This window comes from Flavobacterium johnsoniae (genome assembly GCF_030388325.1).
Taxonomy (GTDB): Bacteria; Bacteroidota; Bacteroidia; order Flavobacteriales; family Flavobacteriaceae; genus Flavobacterium; species Flavobacterium johnsoniae_C.
Map to the genome: position 1 here is coordinate 2,610,452 of NZ_CP103794.1, position 14,926 is coordinate 2,625,377.

12 protein-coding genes are annotated in these 14,926 nt (G+C 32.5%); 5 read left to right on the forward strand and 7 right to left on the reverse strand.

Annotation, left to right across the window (positions count from 1 at the left end; all coding sequences use genetic code 11):
• Positions 1-29 precede the first annotated feature (29 nt).
• On the reverse strand, positions 30-998 hold the full coding sequence (locus NYQ10_RS11320; protein ID WP_289880910.1) for a TerC family protein: 969 nt from the start codon (positions 996-998) through the stop codon (positions 30-32).
• Positions 999-1,291: 293 nt separating this feature from the next.
• Positions 1,292-2,308, reverse strand: coding sequence for a glutamine synthetase beta-grasp domain-containing protein (locus tag NYQ10_RS11325; RefSeq protein ID WP_289880912.1), 1,017 nt, complete (start codon positions 2,306-2,308; stop codon positions 1,292-1,294).
• Between the two features lie 429 nt (positions 2,309-2,737).
• Between NYQ10_RS11325 and NYQ10_RS11330 the strand changes: the two genes are divergently transcribed.
• The 3 genes from NYQ10_RS11330 (at position 2,738) to NYQ10_RS11340 (ending at position 6,965) form a co-directional block, all read left to right on the forward strand.
• A complete protein-coding gene (locus NYQ10_RS11330; protein ID WP_289880913.1) occupies positions 2,738-4,927 on the forward strand; it encodes a glutamine synthetase III family protein in 2,190 nt (729 codons plus the stop codon).
• A gap of 387 nt (positions 4,928-5,314) precedes the next feature.
• A complete protein-coding gene (locus tag NYQ10_RS11335; RefSeq protein WP_289880915.1) occupies positions 5,315-6,493 on the forward strand; it encodes an AIR synthase related protein in 1,179 nt (392 codons plus the stop codon).
• A 115-nt stretch (positions 6,494-6,608) separates the two neighbouring features.
• Entirely contained in the window at positions 6,609-6,965 is a 357-nt protein-coding gene (locus NYQ10_RS11340) for a hypothetical protein (RefSeq protein ID WP_289880916.1), read from the forward strand.
• Positions 6,966-7,043: 78 nt separating this feature from the next.
• On the opposite strand, the gene NYQ10_RS11345 is transcribed toward NYQ10_RS11340, so the two are convergent.
• Complete coding sequence (locus NYQ10_RS11345; protein ID WP_289880918.1) at positions 7,044-7,667, reverse strand: M949_RS01915 family surface polysaccharide biosynthesis protein; 624 nt, start codon at positions 7,665-7,667, stop codon at positions 7,044-7,046.
• Positions 7,668-7,776: 109 nt separating this feature from the next.
• Between NYQ10_RS11345 and NYQ10_RS11350 the strand changes: the two genes are divergently transcribed.
• Positions 7,777-10,104: a GH92 family glycosyl hydrolase gene (locus NYQ10_RS11350; protein WP_289880921.1), complete on the forward strand. Its 2,328-nt coding sequence runs from the start codon at positions 7,777-7,779 to the stop codon at positions 10,102-10,104.
• 233 nt (positions 10,105-10,337) lie between these two features.
• Positions 10,338-10,781, forward strand: a complete 444-nt coding sequence (locus NYQ10_RS11355) for a hypothetical protein (protein ID WP_289880923.1) — start codon at positions 10,338-10,340, stop codon at positions 10,779-10,781.
• A gap of 104 nt (positions 10,782-10,885) precedes the next feature.
• On the opposite strand, the gene NYQ10_RS11360 is transcribed toward NYQ10_RS11355, so the two are convergent.
• From NYQ10_RS11360 to aqpZ, 4 genes are all read right to left on the reverse strand, one after another.
• A complete protein-coding gene (locus NYQ10_RS11360; RefSeq protein ID WP_289880924.1) occupies positions 10,886-12,739 on the reverse strand; it encodes a peptidase M61 in 1,854 nt (617 codons plus the stop codon).
• Positions 12,740-12,849: 110 nt separating this feature from the next.
• Positions 12,850-13,128 carry a DUF2805 domain-containing protein gene (locus NYQ10_RS11365; RefSeq protein ID WP_184164100.1) on the reverse strand — a complete coding sequence of 93 codons (279 nt, stop codon included), beginning with the start codon at positions 13,126-13,128 and terminating at the stop codon, positions 12,850-12,852.
• Positions 13,129-13,249: 121 nt separating this feature from the next.
• On the reverse strand, positions 13,250-14,077 hold the full coding sequence (locus NYQ10_RS11370) for a sterol desaturase family protein (RefSeq protein ID WP_289880927.1): 828 nt from the start codon (positions 14,075-14,077) through the stop codon (positions 13,250-13,252).
• A 126-nt stretch (positions 14,078-14,203) separates the two neighbouring features.
• Complete coding sequence (gene aqpZ / locus NYQ10_RS11375) at positions 14,204-14,926, reverse strand: aquaporin Z (RefSeq protein ID WP_289880929.1); 723 nt, start codon at positions 14,924-14,926, stop codon at positions 14,204-14,206.

Sequence of the window (14,926 nt, forward strand, 5' to 3'; positions counted from 1 at the left end):
TTTTTTTTATGATTATATATTTCAGAAGCTTATTCTTTATCAGAATCTGTCAATACTTTTTCTTCTCCAAATTTCAATGAAACCAAAACTCCAACTAAAAGAGATAAAGCGATAAATCCTAATGAAGCCCATTCTGGAACGTGAATCCAGTCGTGAAGTAACATTTTTAATCCAACAAAAGCTAGAATCGCAACTAAACTATATTCTAAATAACTAAATTTTGCCAACATATTGGCTAAGAAGAAATACATAGAACGTAGTCCAAGAATCGCAAAAATATTAGAACTGAATACTAAAAAGGGATCTTTAGTAATAGCTAGAATTGCCGGGACACTGTCTACAGCAAATAAAACGTCCATAACTTCAATAACAATTAAAGCTACAAATAATGGAGTTGCTGCTTTTTTTGCCGTTTTAGTTGAAATGAAAAATTTCTCTCCATCCATTTCAGATGTAATCGGGATAATTTTTCCTAATGTTTTGTATACGAACGAATCTTTTGGATGAAAATCTTCATCTTCGCCAGAGAACAACATTTTTGCAGCGGTGAAAAGTAAGAACAATCCAAATACGTAAGTCGTCCAAGTGAATTTGTTAATCAGCATTACCCCAAAGAAAATCATTAAACCTCGGAAAACAATCGCTCCCAGGATTCCCCAGAACAAAACACGGTGCTGGTATTTTTGCGGAATTTTAAATGAAGCAAAGATAATTGCAATAACAAAAATGTTGTCTACGCTTAAAGATAATTCGATTAAGTAACCTGTAATAAACTTCATTGAAGCTACCGCGGGTTTTAATCCATCAGGATTTTCTATATAATCGGTGGTGTATAACCAGTAGATTACACCAGAAAAAAGAAACGATAAAGTTACCCAGATTAAAGTCCATTTGCTGGCTTCTTTTGTGCTAATAATATGTGGTGTTTTGTTAAAGACACCAAGATCTAAAGCAAGAATAAAAATTACAGCAAGTAAAAAGAGAGTCCAGACTATCATAATGAATTTTTTAAATGATATACAAAGATAAGTTTTGAAGCTTAACTTAAAAATTAAATTTAGCTTTAAAATTAAGGAATATTTGTTAAATGTAAAATGTTGTTTGTTATATAGTTATAAGGTTTTTCAAGTGTAAAAACTTGTTTTTGAATAGAAAAGTGCAATTCTTTTTATTGTACGGATGGGAACTTTGTCAAAGTTTTAAACTTTGACAAAGTTGGAAGAAATTGATAAGCAAAAAAAAATGCCAACAAATAAATGTTGGCATTTTTAAAATATATTGTAAGCTTAAATTATAGCGCTGATTTAACAGTTTTGATAATTCTAGCAGCAATTTTGTAAGGGTCTCCGTTAGAAGCTGGTCTTCTGTCTTCCAACCATCCTTTCCATCCTTTTTGAACAGTCATTAAAGGAATTCTGATAGAACATCCTCTGTCTGAAACTCCATAAGAGAAATCGTGGATAGAAGCAGTTTCGTGTTTACCAGTTAAACGTTGGTCGTTGTAAGCTCCGTAAACCGCGATGTGCTCAGAAGTAACAGGACGGAAAGCTTCGCAAATTCTTTCGTAAGTTGCTTGGTCTCCACATGTTCTTAATACTTCGTTAGAGAAGTTAGCGTGCATTCCAGAACCATTCCAGTCTGTATCTCCTAGAGGTTTTGGGTGATATTCAATATAGTAACCATATTTCTCAGTTAAACGGTCTAATAGGTAACGAGCAACCCAGATTTCGTCTCCAGCTTTTTTAGCACCTTTAGCGAATAATTGGAATTCCCATTGTCCGCAAGCAACCTCTTGGTTGATTCCTTCAAAGTTGATTCCAGCAGCGATACATAAATCAGCATGCTCTTCAACTAATTTTCTTCCGTGTGTGTTTTTTCCACCTACTGAACAGTAGTACATCCCTTGTGGAGCAGGGTATCCTCCAACTGGGAAACCAAGTGGAAGTTGAGTTTTAGTATCCATGATGAAATACTCTTGTTCGAAACCAAACCAAAAATCATCATTATCATCATCAATTGTAGCTCTACCGTTAGAAGGGTGCGGAGTTCCGTCAGCGTACATAACTTCAGACATTACTAAGTATCCGTTGATACGTGTTGGATCTGGATAAATTGCAACAGGTACTAAAAGACAGTCAGAAGAACCACCTTCAGCTTGTTTAGTTGACGAACCATCAAATGACCAGTTTCCAAGTTCTTCTAATGTTCCTTTGAAGTTTTCGTGCTCTTCAACTTTAGTTTTACTTCTAAGATTTTGAGTTGGTTCATATCCATCTAACCAAATGTACTCTAACTTAATTTTAGCCATAATAATATAAATTAATTTTTTTGTTTTTTTTCGTTGGGTCAAATATAGATTTATTTTTTTAGTCCTAAAAATTAGGGGGCTATTTTGTTTATCGAAGTATTATTTTTTGGATAAGCGCAATTTTGATAGGGGTATATTTTAAAAAAAGCAATTTTAGTTAGGTTAAAAAAATAAATTCGTAATAATTACGGCACTTTTTTGAGTTTCTGAGTTAAGGAATTATGAAAAAATGTTTATTTAATCAATATTACCGCACAGTTTTGTTATATTTCTTTGCTTTGAATTCATTATTCTTCGAAAAAAGCACTTTATGTTGAAAAATTATAGTTCAAAAATCTAAAATTTATATTCAAATCAGGCTTATTAATTGTTTATATTTGTTCCTCATTTTTTTAGTGAAAATTATTACGAATTTAAAATATATAACCAATGTCAACATTACGTTTCCAAGCTTTACAAGAAGCTTCTAACAGAAAGCCGGTTCACTTTGAAGAAATTGATAGAAAATCGAATCTTTTTGGTTCAAATGTGTTTAATGAAAAAGCAATGAAGCAATATTTAACTTCGGATGCTTTAAAAGGAGTAAGAGATGCCATTCAGCATGGAACTAAAATTGACAGGAAACTGGCAGATTATATTGCGATGGGAATGAAAGAATGGGCTTTGGCAAAAGGTGTTACACATTATACACACTGGTTTCAACCACTTACAGGAACAACAGCAGAAAAACACGATGCTTTTTTTGATACTTCTTATGATGGAAGTGATCCTGTAGAAAAGTTTGGGGGAGCACAATTAGTACAGCAAGAACCAGATGCATCAAGTTTTCCAAACGGTGGAATCCGTAATACATTTGAAGCAAGAGGTTACACGGCTTGGGATCCGACTTCGCCAGCCTTTATATATGGTACAACTTTATGTATTCCTACGGTTTTTATCGCTTATACAGGTGAAGCTTTAGATAATAAAATACCTTTATTAAGAGCATTATCAGCAATTGATGAAGCAGCGACAGAAGTTTGTAAATATTTTGACAAAAACGTAAAAAAGGTAACAGCAACTTTAGGTTGGGAACAAGAATATTTCTTGATTGATAAAGCTTTGGCAAATTCTCGCCCAGACTTAATGATGACGGGAAGAACATTATTAGGACACACTTCTGCAAAAGGTCAGCAATTAGATGATCATTATTTCGGATCTATCCCGACTCGCGCTCTTACTTATATGAGAGATTTAGAGCAGGAATGTATGTTGTTGGGAATTCCGGTAAAAACGCGTCATAATGAAGTTGCGCCAAATCAGTTTGAATTGGCTCCAATTTTCGAAGAAACAAATCTTGCCGTAGATCATAACTCCTTATTAATGGATGTAATGCAGAGAGTTGCTGAGCGTCATGATTTTAAAGTGTTATTTCACGAAAAACCATTTAAAGGTGTAAACGGTTCAGGAAAACACAACAACTGGTCGTTGGCTACAGATACGGGAGTTAATTTGTTAAGTCCAAGTAAAACGCCAATGAGCAATTTACAATTTTTGACATTCTTTATTAATACTATAAAAGCTGTAAATGATAACGAAACTTTATTAAGAGCTTCAATTGCAACGGCAAGTAACGATCATAGGTTAGGAGCAAATGAAGCGCCGCCAGCGATTATTTCTGTTTTTATTGGAGCACAATTGTCAAAAGTTTTGTTAGAGTTAGAAAGCGTAACAACTGGAAAACTTTCGCCAGAAGAAAAAACAGATTTAAAATTGAACGTTGTCGGAAAAATTCCAGACGTATTATTAGATAATACAGACAGAAACAGAACTTCTCCTTTTGCTTTTACAGGAAATAAATTTGAGTTTAGAGCTGTTGGTTCAAATTCAAACTGTTCAAATGCAATGACTACGCTTAATGCAATTGTAGCAAAACAGTTAATCGATTTTAAAAATGAAGTGGAAAATCTGATTGAGAATAAAGACATGAAAAAAGATGATGCTATTTTCAATGTCTTAAGAGAATACATCAAACAATCTAAAAAAATTCTTTTTGAAGGTGATGGTTACAGCGAAGCTTGGGAAAAAGAAGCGGCTAAAAGAGGTTTGAGCAATTTTAAAACAACTCCAGAAGCCATAAAAGCTAAAGTTTCGAAACAAGCATTAGACTTATTTGAGCAATTGGGTATTTTTAATCATGTTGAAGCAGAAGCGCGTTATGAAATCGAATTGGAAGAATACACTAAAAAAATCCAAATTGAAGGAAGAGTTTTAGGAGATATTGCAAGAAATCATGTTATTCCGACTGCCATTCGTTACCAAAATACTTTAATTGAAAATGTAAAAGGTTTAAAAGAAATCTTCGGAAAAGAATTTGAAAATATCGCTAAAGAGCAGATTACTTTAATAAAAGAAATTTCTGGACATATTGAAGGAATTAATACAAAAGTATTAGCGATGACAAATGAAAGAAAGAAAGCCAATCAGTTGACAGACGCTCAAAAAATGGCGGAAGCATATTGCAATAAAGTAAAACCTTATTTTGAAGATATTCGTAATCATTGCGATAAATTAGAATTATTGGTTGATGACGAAAGTTGGACATTAACTAAATATAGAGAACTTTTATTTACTAAATAATTGAACATAATTTTCTCAAAACCTGTCTGTTTAGGCAGGTTTTTTTATGAAATAAAATTTAGAAGAATCTAAATAAGTAGTTTTATTCCTGTAAAATCATCTAAGAATAACTGTAATTAATCGAAAGAATTGGCAGTTTGTCGAGAAAAAGTTGTTTTTTGCAAAAATATTTACTTATAACTTGCTTGACTTTGAGGAAGTTTTCTAATTTTAATCTAAGAAATTGAAAAAATAAAATAGAAATACCACAATAACCAACATAATTTAATCTGTGAAAAATCGGCGATATTCCAATCTGCCGATTTTTTTATGAATCAAATATTCGAATAAGCTAAAGAATTAAAAAAAGGGATTATCTTTGCAGCACATCAACACAAACTAATTTTCATGAGTTCAGATTCTAGCAAAAGGTACGCACAAAGAGGTGTTTCGGCATCAAAAGAAGACGTACACAACGCCATTAAAAACATTGACAAAGGTTTATTTCCACAGGCATTCTGTAAAATTGTCCCAGATTATTTAACTCAGGACAACGAACATTGCCTTATCATGCACGCCGATGGAGCAGGTACAAAGTCATCTTTGGCTTATATGTATTGGAAAGAAACTGGAGATCTTTCTGTTTGGAAAGGAATTGCTCAAGATGCATTAATCATGAATATTGACGATTTATTATGTGTTGGTGCAACAGATAATATTCTTCTTTCTTCGACTATTGGAAGAAATAAAAACTTAATTCCGGCTGAAGTTATTTCGGCAATTATTAACGGAACAGAAGAATTAATCAACGAATTAAAATCTTTTGGAGTTACAATTCATTCAACTGGTGGAGAAACTGCCGATGTTGGAGATGTTGTTCGTACTATTATTGTAGACTCTACAGTAACAGCTCGTATGAAAAGAAGCGATGTTGTTGATAATGCAAACATCAAAGCTGGCGACGTAATTGTTGGTTTGGCTTCTTTTGGACAAGCGACTTACGAAAAAGGATATAACGGTGGAATGGGAAGTAACGGACTTACTTCTGCACGTCATGATGTTTTCGGAAAATATTTAGCTAAAAAATACCCAGAAAGTTATGATGCAGCAGTTCCAGAAGAATTAATTTATTCAGGACAAGTTAATTTAACAGATGAAGTAGAAAATAGCCCAATAAATGCAGGGCAATTAGTGCTTTCTCCAACAAGAACTTATGCACCGATTATCAAGAAAATTTTAGACAAATATACTCCAGAAGATATTCACGGAATGGTACATTGCAGTGGTGGTGCACAGACTAAAATTTTACATTTCGTAAAAGATTTACATGTTATAAAAGATAATTTGTTTCCAGTTCCGCCATTGTTTAAGTTGATTCAAGAACAATCAAAAACAGATTGGAAAGAAATGTATCAAGTATTCAACTGCGGTCATAGAATGGAGCTTTATGTTTCTGAAAATATTGCTCAAGATATTATCGAAATTTCAAAATCATTCAATGTAGATGCGCAAATCGTAGGTAGAGTAGAAGCTTCTGAAGAGAAGAAACTGACTATTACTAGCGAATACGGAACATTCAATTATTAATCTAGCTACAAAGATTCAAAGGTTCAGAGTTGCAAAGGTTTTGTAACTTTTAAAATAATTATTATATTTAGAGATGCGCAATTGTGCATCTCTATGTTTTTAAACACTTTACATTATGTACGAATTACTTTTTTGGAAATATCTAGACGAAATCTACTTAAACAATCAAGAAGTTTATGAAGCGTTACTTGAAAAAGAAGAAGTAGAAGGGCTGGCTGTTCTTCAAATAGAAGTAATCGTAAATAGAATCAATTCTGTTTTTTCTGACTGGGAAAGAGTCGATGAAAACAGCTGGAAGAATCCAAAAGGAAAAGGCGCTTTTCAAGTAATTACAACTCCACAAAGCGTAAAAATAGATTGCTACGGAACAGAAGGAAAAACCATGAATAAATTAGTTGATGTCATGGAAGAATTCAAATGTCCGCTTTACGACCCGCAGGTTCCAGAACGTTACGATGAAATGAACGAATAGCAATTGATAATTAACAATTGACAATTAACAATTAACAATTAACAATTATCAATTATCAATTATCAATTATCAATTATTTTAGCCGTTTTTCAAAAGCAAATTCTGCTCTTTTCTAAGTTTTACAATCAATTGATCAATATAAGTTTCGATTTTTTGTGGAAGTGCATTCCAATTCTGATCCTTTTTAAAACTTCTGCAATCGTCTAATTCACATTCAACGGCGCGAATTGCATATTTTTTGTTTTTGTAAACTGTAATAATCTTTACACGTCTTATTTCTCCATATTCGGTTTTTGATCCGTAAACAACAATTGGATCAATATAGCCGTCACCGTCTAGATCTTTCGTGCTGCAATATTTTGTCCAAAACCAAATAGTAGTTTCTTTAGGGTTATAATCTTCTAGTAAATCATTAATTCTCCATTTTTCTAAAAAACCGCCATGATCATTCATCACGCAAATTGCCTGAATTTTGGTATTTAAAGTATCTTTTTTAGAAATTATTTTTTGATTTTCTGTGAAAACCAAATCATAAACACCGCCTTTATCTTGAAATTCAATTGCTTTGTAAATCGGAAAATCTGAGATTCCGTTAAGTTCTCTCTGAATGATTTGTTCTTTTGTTAATTTATAACTTTCTACTTTTTGAGAAAATCCAGATAATGAGTAAATTAAAAATAGAAGTAAAATATACTTTTTCATCAGGCGTTTATTTTTTGAATTTCAAAGATATTCAAATGTATTTAGTTTAAAATTTAAATTTATTGTAATTTTCTAAACTAAAAATAATTATAAAAAAGACTTTCTAAATATGTTGCAAAAAACTCCTTTTTGTTTTGTAGCTGGAGCATTGTTATTTGCTTTTTCTCTTTCTACAAATGCACAGAAAAAAAACAGCGAACTTAAAAATCTAATTCAATACGTTGATCCGATGATTGGGACAGCAAAAATGGGACATACTTATCCGGGCGCAACTGTACCTTTTGGAAGCGTACAATTGAGTCCAGAAACCGATACAATCGCTTATAGTTTAAATGGAAAATACAATGGCGAAGTCTATAAATATTGTGCAGGTTATCAATATGAAGACAAAACGATTGTAGGTTTTAGTCACACGCATTTCAGCGGAACAGGACATTCAGATTTGGGCGATTTCTTAATTATGCCAACAACAGGAAAATTGCAATTGAATCCAGGTGTTGCTTCAAAACCTTTGTCAGGTTACAGATCAGCATTTTCTCATTCTACAGAAAAAGCAGAACCAGCTTATTACAGCGTTTTTCTAGAAGACCATAAAATTAAAGCAGAATTGACGGCAACAACTCGTGTTGGAATGCATCAATACACTTTTCCAAAGTCTGATGAAGCGCATATTATCTTAGATCTTACTTCTGGAATTTACAATTATGATAAAAAGAATGTTTGGACTTTTGTTCGTGTAGAAAACGATACTTTAATTACGGGTTATCGCCAGACAAATGGTTGGGCGAGAACTAGAACGGTTTATTTTGCAATGTCTTTCAGCAAACCAATAAAAAGCTACGGACAAACAGCGCAAGAAAAAAGTGTGTATAAAGGTTTTTGGGGAAGATTTGATCAAACGAAAAATTTCCCTGAAATGGCTGGACAAAACTTAAAATTATTCTTTGATTTTGATACCAATGAAGGCGAAAAAATCAAAATTAAAATGGCGCTTTCGCCTGTAAGTTCAGCGGGAGCATTAGAAAATATGAAAAAAGAAATTCCGAATTGGGATTTCGAAAAAGTAAAAAAACAAAGCCAAGAAGTTTGGAATAAAGAATTGAATAAAGTTCAGGTAGAAACGATTCAAAAAGAAGATTTAGTTAATTTCTATACCGCAATGTATCATGCCTTTTTAGGTCCAACAGAATACATGGATTTAGATCGAAATTATAAAGGTCTGGATATGAATGTTCATAAAGCAGAAAACTTTACCAATTACACAAGTTATTCACTTTGGGATACTTATAGAGCTTTGCATCCGTTATTCAACATCGTACAGCCAAAAAGAAACGCAGATATGGTAAGTTCAATGTTGGCGCATTCAGATCAAAGTGTACATAAAATGCTTCCGATTTGGTCACATTATGCGAATGAAAATTGGTGTATGATTGGGTATCATTCGGTTTCTGTTGTAGCAGATGCAATTGTAAAAGGCAATATTAGTTTTGATGCCGAAAAAGCGCTTCAAGCTTGTGTAAATACTGCTAAAGTTCCTTATTATGATGGATTGGAATATTACATGAAACAAGGTTATGTTCCAGAAGACAAAAATGGTTCTTCGGTTTCTAAAACTTTAGAATATGCTTACGACGATTGGGCAATTGCGCAGGCAGCGAAGAAATTAGGAAAAACGGATATTTATAATGAATTCATAGAAAGATCTAAAAATTATAGAAACGTTTACGACGAAAAAACAGGTTTCATGCGTCCGAAATTAAATGACGGAACTTTCAAAAAAGAATTCGATCCGCTTGATACGCATGGACAAGGTTTTATAGAAGGAAATTCGTGGAATTACAGTTTATACGTTCCACAAGATCCTGCTGATATGATTAAAATGATGGGAGGAAATGATAAATTTAAAGTTCGTTTAGATTCTTTATTCAACATGCATCTTCCAGATAAATATTTCGAAAACACAGAAGATATTACAAGAGACGGAATTATCGGAAATTATGTTCACGGAAATGAGCCTTCTCATCACGTGGTTTATTTGTACAATTGGACAGATTCTCCTTGGAAATCGCAAGATAAAATCAGAATGATTTTGAAAAAAATGTACCGAAATGGTGCAGATGGTTTAGGAGGAAATGACGATTTCGGGCAAATGAGCGCTTGGTATATTTTTAGCAGTTTAGGATTTTATCCCGTTGCGCCAGGTTCAGACGAATACGCATTAGGAAGTCCGTTAATGAAAAATGCTATTTTGAATTTAGAAAACGGAAAAACTTTTGAAGTTGCAACGGTCAATCAATCTGATAAAAATGTGTTTGTTTCGAAAGTACTTTTGAATGGAAAACAACTTTCTAGACCATTCTTAAAACATGAAGATGTTATAAACGGAGGAAAAATTACTTTTTATATGAGTAGTAAACCGAATAAAAAGAAAAATTAAAAGGTGCTGAGGTTCTAAGATGCTAAGGGACTAAGTTTTTTTTCTCTTAAATAATTGTCAGGCTGAGCGAAGTCGAAGCCCAAATGCGGATTTGACTTGCGTAGGCTTCGACTTCGCTCAGCCTGACAAACAAGTAACGTATAGATAATTAAAATTCGAGAAAATTTGTGCAATTCGTGGCGGAACAACAAAAAACTTCACGAAATTTGCACTTCAAATAAAGAAAACGAAATATGAAAATAAATTTAAAATCAGGAATTGATAAACTGCTTTTCGGAATGAAGCAGAATGATGTAACAGCAGCTTTAGGAAAACCTGATAAAAATTATAAAGACGAAGATGATAATGTGATTTTTGTGTATAATGCGCATAAAATCAGATTGACATTTTATCAAGAAGAAGATTTAAAATTAGGTTATCTTGTAGCTTCAAGTAATAATCTAGAAGTTTTCGGATTCAAATTAATTGGAAGAAAAATTGCTGATGTAAAGAAAGATTTAGCAACAAAAGGAATCACAAAATACAATCAGGAAACTTTTGATACTTTCGAAAATTATTTCAACGAAGACAATTGGTTTATTCTTCAAACAGAGTTTGATGAAGTTGTGAAGTTTGAAATTGGAGCAATCATCAATGATAAAGACGAATTTGACTGGAAATTTCCAGTGAAGAAATAGTATATCGAAAACTTTGTCAAAGTTTTAAACTTTGACAAAGTTCTTAGAACGCATAAAAAAAACCGACAATCACTTGTCGGTTTTTTTTGTGTTTTAAAAAGGAATTATCCTTTTAACCATGCATTTTTAAGTTTCTCTTTTGAAGCATCTGTAGCTTTAAAAGTTTCAGCTTCTTCGTATGGCAATTTCACAGTTCCTTTAATTGTTTCTTCTTTGGCACCGCGTTTTACTTTAAGAGTAATTGGATCATTTTCTTTCCAGTTTTCACTTTCAGTAATCAAATCATAAATGTTGTCTAAATTATATGATTTGTCGTTTACGGTTAAAATTTTATCGCCTCCTTTTAATTTAAGGTTTTTATAGAATTCAATTGATTCAGACTCAGAACGAACAGTAATTTCTTTTGTTGCTTTGTCAATTGTAATATTTGGAATTTGTCCTTTAATAAACGGATTCCCAGGTTTTTTCTCAGTTGCTTTTGCAACACCAACTTTAGCTAAATAAAAATCATAAGGAATTGGAGTTGTTCCTGCTACATATTTGTTTAAGAATTCTCCAACTTCTGGATAAGTTAATGAAGTGATTTTAGCAAATAATTCATCATCATTAAATGGTTTTTCAACACCATATTCATCAGATAATTTGTGCATTAAATCTAAAATACCTCTTTCTCCGTTGCTTTTTTCTCTAATGATAATATCAATACACATTCCGATTAAAGCACCTTTTTGATATACGTTTAAATATTGATCTTTATAAGGTTGCTCTAAAACGTTTTTACTCATTACAGTAAATGACATTGTATCGTTTAATCCTTTAGCTTGCTCGATTTTATCTGCAATTCTAGTGTAGAATTCTGCTTCATCAATTAAACCTTGATTGATTTGAAAAAGATTAGCAAAATATTCTGTAACACCTTCATACATCCATAAATGCTCAGACATTTTTGGCGCATTATAATCAAAGAATTGAATTTCTTTTGAATGAATTGTCAATGGCGTAACAATGTGGAAAAACTCGTGAGAAACTACATCTTTCATCGTTTCAACTAATTTTTCTTTTGGCATTGATTCTGGCAGAACTACAGTTGTTGCTGTAGGATGTTCTAAAGCTCCAAAACCATGTGCGTCATCTTTTGCCATACTTGATAAATATACTAAAACAGTATATTTTTTAGTAGAATTTACTTTTCCTAAAAAGTTTTTCTGCGCCGTCATCATGGTTTTCATTTCTGGCGTAATGCTTTCTGCTGTATATTTCCCAGTAGGAGAGTAAACTGCAATTAAAATATCCATTCCATTTACATTAAAAGTAGTGTAATCTGGTTTAGAATACATAATCGGGTTTTCTACTAAAATAGCATAACGAGATGTTGAAAATACATCTGAAGTATTGCTAGCATCTTCATCAGTCATAGATGTTGCTCCCCAAAGTGTGTCAGGATGTGTAATAGTAACTTTGTACGGAACATCTAATTTATCTTGAAAATATCCAACAAAACCATGAGTATTTAACATGAAGTTTTTGCCTGCATCAATATTAGTTCCTGCTGGAGAAAAAACGTCATCATTACCAAATCCTGTTCCTTTTTCAGTATCGAAAGTATCGTTTACTAGATAAGTGATTTTCTTTAAAGTTTTTGCATTTGAGATAGACCAAGAATTGTCGTCTAATCTTTTTACAGTCAATGCATTTCCTTTAGCATCAAAGGCTTTGAAATCTTCTGAATATTTTCCGTAATTATCTGTAGAATAAGTTCCAGGAACTGTTTTCGGAATACTATAAATAATTTCGTCAGTTTTAATGGCTGGAGGCGTTACTGTTACCAGCACTTTATCGTCTTTAACGTCGGTTAGATTGATATTAACTTCTACCGTATTGCTTTTTGCGGCTCCAGTTCCTGTTTTACAGCTCCAAAATGTAACCGCTAGAGCTAAGGTGTAAAGTATTTTTTTCATTTGTATATATTTAGTTAATAGTATTTGTCACAAAAAGTGTCGAAAAGTTACTAAAAAATAACAATAAATTTAAAATAAAAAAAACTCCTGAAAAACAGGAGCTCAAAAGTTTAGTCTAGTTTATTTTTTATATAATATTTTCCATCCAAATCTTCATCAAAATCATCTATTTTTACTGGTTTTGGTTTTGGTTTGTTTGCGATTGCCTTCTTTTTCCACATCTCAAATTTTTCAAGAGGCATCTTCTTTTTCATGATTTCCAGAACTTCTTTTTCTGCTAATCCAAATTCTTTTTTTATAATTTCAAATGGATTTTTTTCTTCTAAAGCTAACGAAACAAGTCTTTCGGTTTGCTCCCAAGTCAATTCTTTGCGGCTACTCTTTTTCATCACGTGAAAATTAATTCAAAATAGGGTGTTAATTATTAATAGATTGATTCTCAATTTATGTATCAATATTAAAAAAAAAAATAATAAGTTGTTTCGGTAGAGTATATTTTTTTTAATGTTTTTAGCTGTTTTTAAAGGATCGTGATTTTTCAAATGGAATTTTTAACAGATTCTTCAGTCTATTATTTTCTTCTGGCTTCATGTGCGTGTCAACTCCATAGATTAATTGGTCTTTAGGAAGGTAGGTAAAAGTTCCAAAAAGACGGTCCCAAACTGAAAATATGTTACCATAATTACTATCTGTATAAGGCAGAACATAATGATGATGTACTTTGTGCATATTGGGAGAAACAATAAAATAACTCAGAAAAATATCTAGTTTTTCAGGTAACGAAATATTGGCATGATTAAATTGTGAAGCGACGACAGAAAGAGATTGATATAGAAAAACCATCCACATTGGCGAACCAACAATTAAAACGCCTAAAGTGGTAAATATAAAACGAATCACACTTTCACCCGGATGATGCCTATTTGCAGTTGTGGTGTCAATCCATGTATCGGTGTGATGCACTAAGTGAAATTGCCATAAATATTTGAATTTATGCTGAACGAAATGAGCTAAATAAGCGCCAATTAAATCCAAAAGCAATAAACCGATTATCGTATAAAGCCAAACAGGAATTTCTGGAATCCATTGCAAAATGCCAAAATGATTTTCTATTGTCCAATTTGCTGTTTTTATTAAAATGAAAGCTAAAATAAAATTGACAACAATTGTAGTGAAAGTAAAGAAGAAATTTATTCCGGCATGCGGCCATTTTTTATATTCCATTTTGAATAAAGGAAATGAATTTTCAATTAACCAAAAAATAGTAATTCCGCCAACAAGAATTAGACTTCTATGCGTAGATGGAATTGTACTGAAGTAAGAAATAATTTCGTTCATAATATAAATATTTGAGTTGAAATACCGTTTTCTTGCCGATTTTTATCCAAAGAAAAAAGAGAAAACCAAATATAAATATATCTGATTTTCTCTTTCGAAATAAATTATTATGCTAATTTATAATTATTATAATACTATTTTTTCAGGTTCACCTTCTTTCTGTAAAAGATTTTTATAGATAAATCCTGCCGCGATTGCGCCTAAAATTGGTGCTGCCCAGAAAAGCCAAACCTGAGACAATGGTTCGCCTCCAGTAAAAACTGCCTGAGAAAGAGATCTTGCAGGATTTACAGAAGTATTTGTTATTGGAATACTAACTAAATGGATTACTGTTAGTGTTAAACCAATTGCAATACCGCAAAAATTGCTGTTAGCAAATTTGTCTGTCGAGCCAAGAATAATTAAAATAAAGAATAGTGTAAGGACAAATTCAGCTATAAAACAGGCTTGTAAAGAATAGCCGTCAGGAGAAAAGGCTCCAAAACCATTTGATGCAAATGCTCCAGCTTTTGTGTTATCAATTGCAAAACCAGCTTTTCCAGATGCAATAGTATATAATGTACCGGCTGCAGCTATAGCACCAATACATTGCGCTATTATATATGGAATTAGATCTTTAATCGGAAATTTTCCTCCCGCCCATAATCCAAAAGAAACGGCTGGATTAAAGTGTCCTCCAGAAATGTGTCCAACGGCATAAGCCATTGCTACTACTGTTAAACCAAAAGCAAGTGCAACACCAGCAAATCCAATTCCTAATTCAGGAAAACCCGCAGCAAATAGGGCACTTCCGCAACCGCCAAAAACAAGCCAGTAAGTTCCGAAGAACTCAGCAAATAATTTTTTCAT

Excerpts from the sequence above, each read along its gene's own strand:
- NYQ10_RS11320 (WP_289880910.1), bottom strand. The coding sequence starts at position 998 with ATGATAGTCTGGACTCTCTTTTTACTTGCTGTAATTTTTATTCTTGCT.
- NYQ10_RS11325 (WP_289880912.1), bottom strand. The coding sequence starts at position 2,308 with ATGGCTAAAATTAAGTTAGAGTACATTTGGTTAGATGGATATGAACCA.
- NYQ10_RS11330 (WP_289880913.1), top strand. The coding sequence starts at position 2,738 with ATGTCAACATTACGTTTCCAAGCTTTACAAGAAGCTTCTAACAGAAAG.
- NYQ10_RS11335 (WP_289880915.1), top strand. The coding sequence starts at position 5,315 with ATGAGTTCAGATTCTAGCAAAAGGTACGCACAAAGAGGTGTTTCGGCA.
- NYQ10_RS11340 (WP_289880916.1), top strand. The coding sequence starts at position 6,609 with ATGTACGAATTACTTTTTTGGAAATATCTAGACGAAATCTACTTAAAC.
- NYQ10_RS11345 (WP_289880918.1), bottom strand. The coding sequence starts at position 7,667 with ATGAAAAAGTATATTTTACTTCTATTTTTAATTTACTCATTATCTGGA.
- NYQ10_RS11350 (WP_289880921.1), top strand. The coding sequence starts at position 7,777 with ATGTTGCAAAAAACTCCTTTTTGTTTTGTAGCTGGAGCATTGTTATTT.
- NYQ10_RS11355 (WP_289880923.1), top strand. The coding sequence starts at position 10,338 with ATGAAAATAAATTTAAAATCAGGAATTGATAAACTGCTTTTCGGAATG.
- NYQ10_RS11360 (WP_289880924.1), bottom strand. The coding sequence starts at position 12,739 with ATGAAAAAAATACTTTACACCTTAGCTCTAGCGGTTACATTTTGGAGC.
- NYQ10_RS11365 (WP_184164100.1), bottom strand. The coding sequence starts at position 13,128 with ATGAAAAAGAGTAGCCGCAAAGAATTGACTTGGGAGCAAACCGAAAGA.
- NYQ10_RS11370 (WP_289880927.1), bottom strand. The coding sequence starts at position 14,077 with ATGAACGAAATTATTTCTTACTTCAGTACAATTCCATCTACGCATAGA.
- aqpZ (WP_289880929.1), bottom strand. The coding sequence starts at position 14,926 with ATGAAAAAATTATTTGCTGAGTTCTTCGGAACTTACTGGCTTGTTTTT.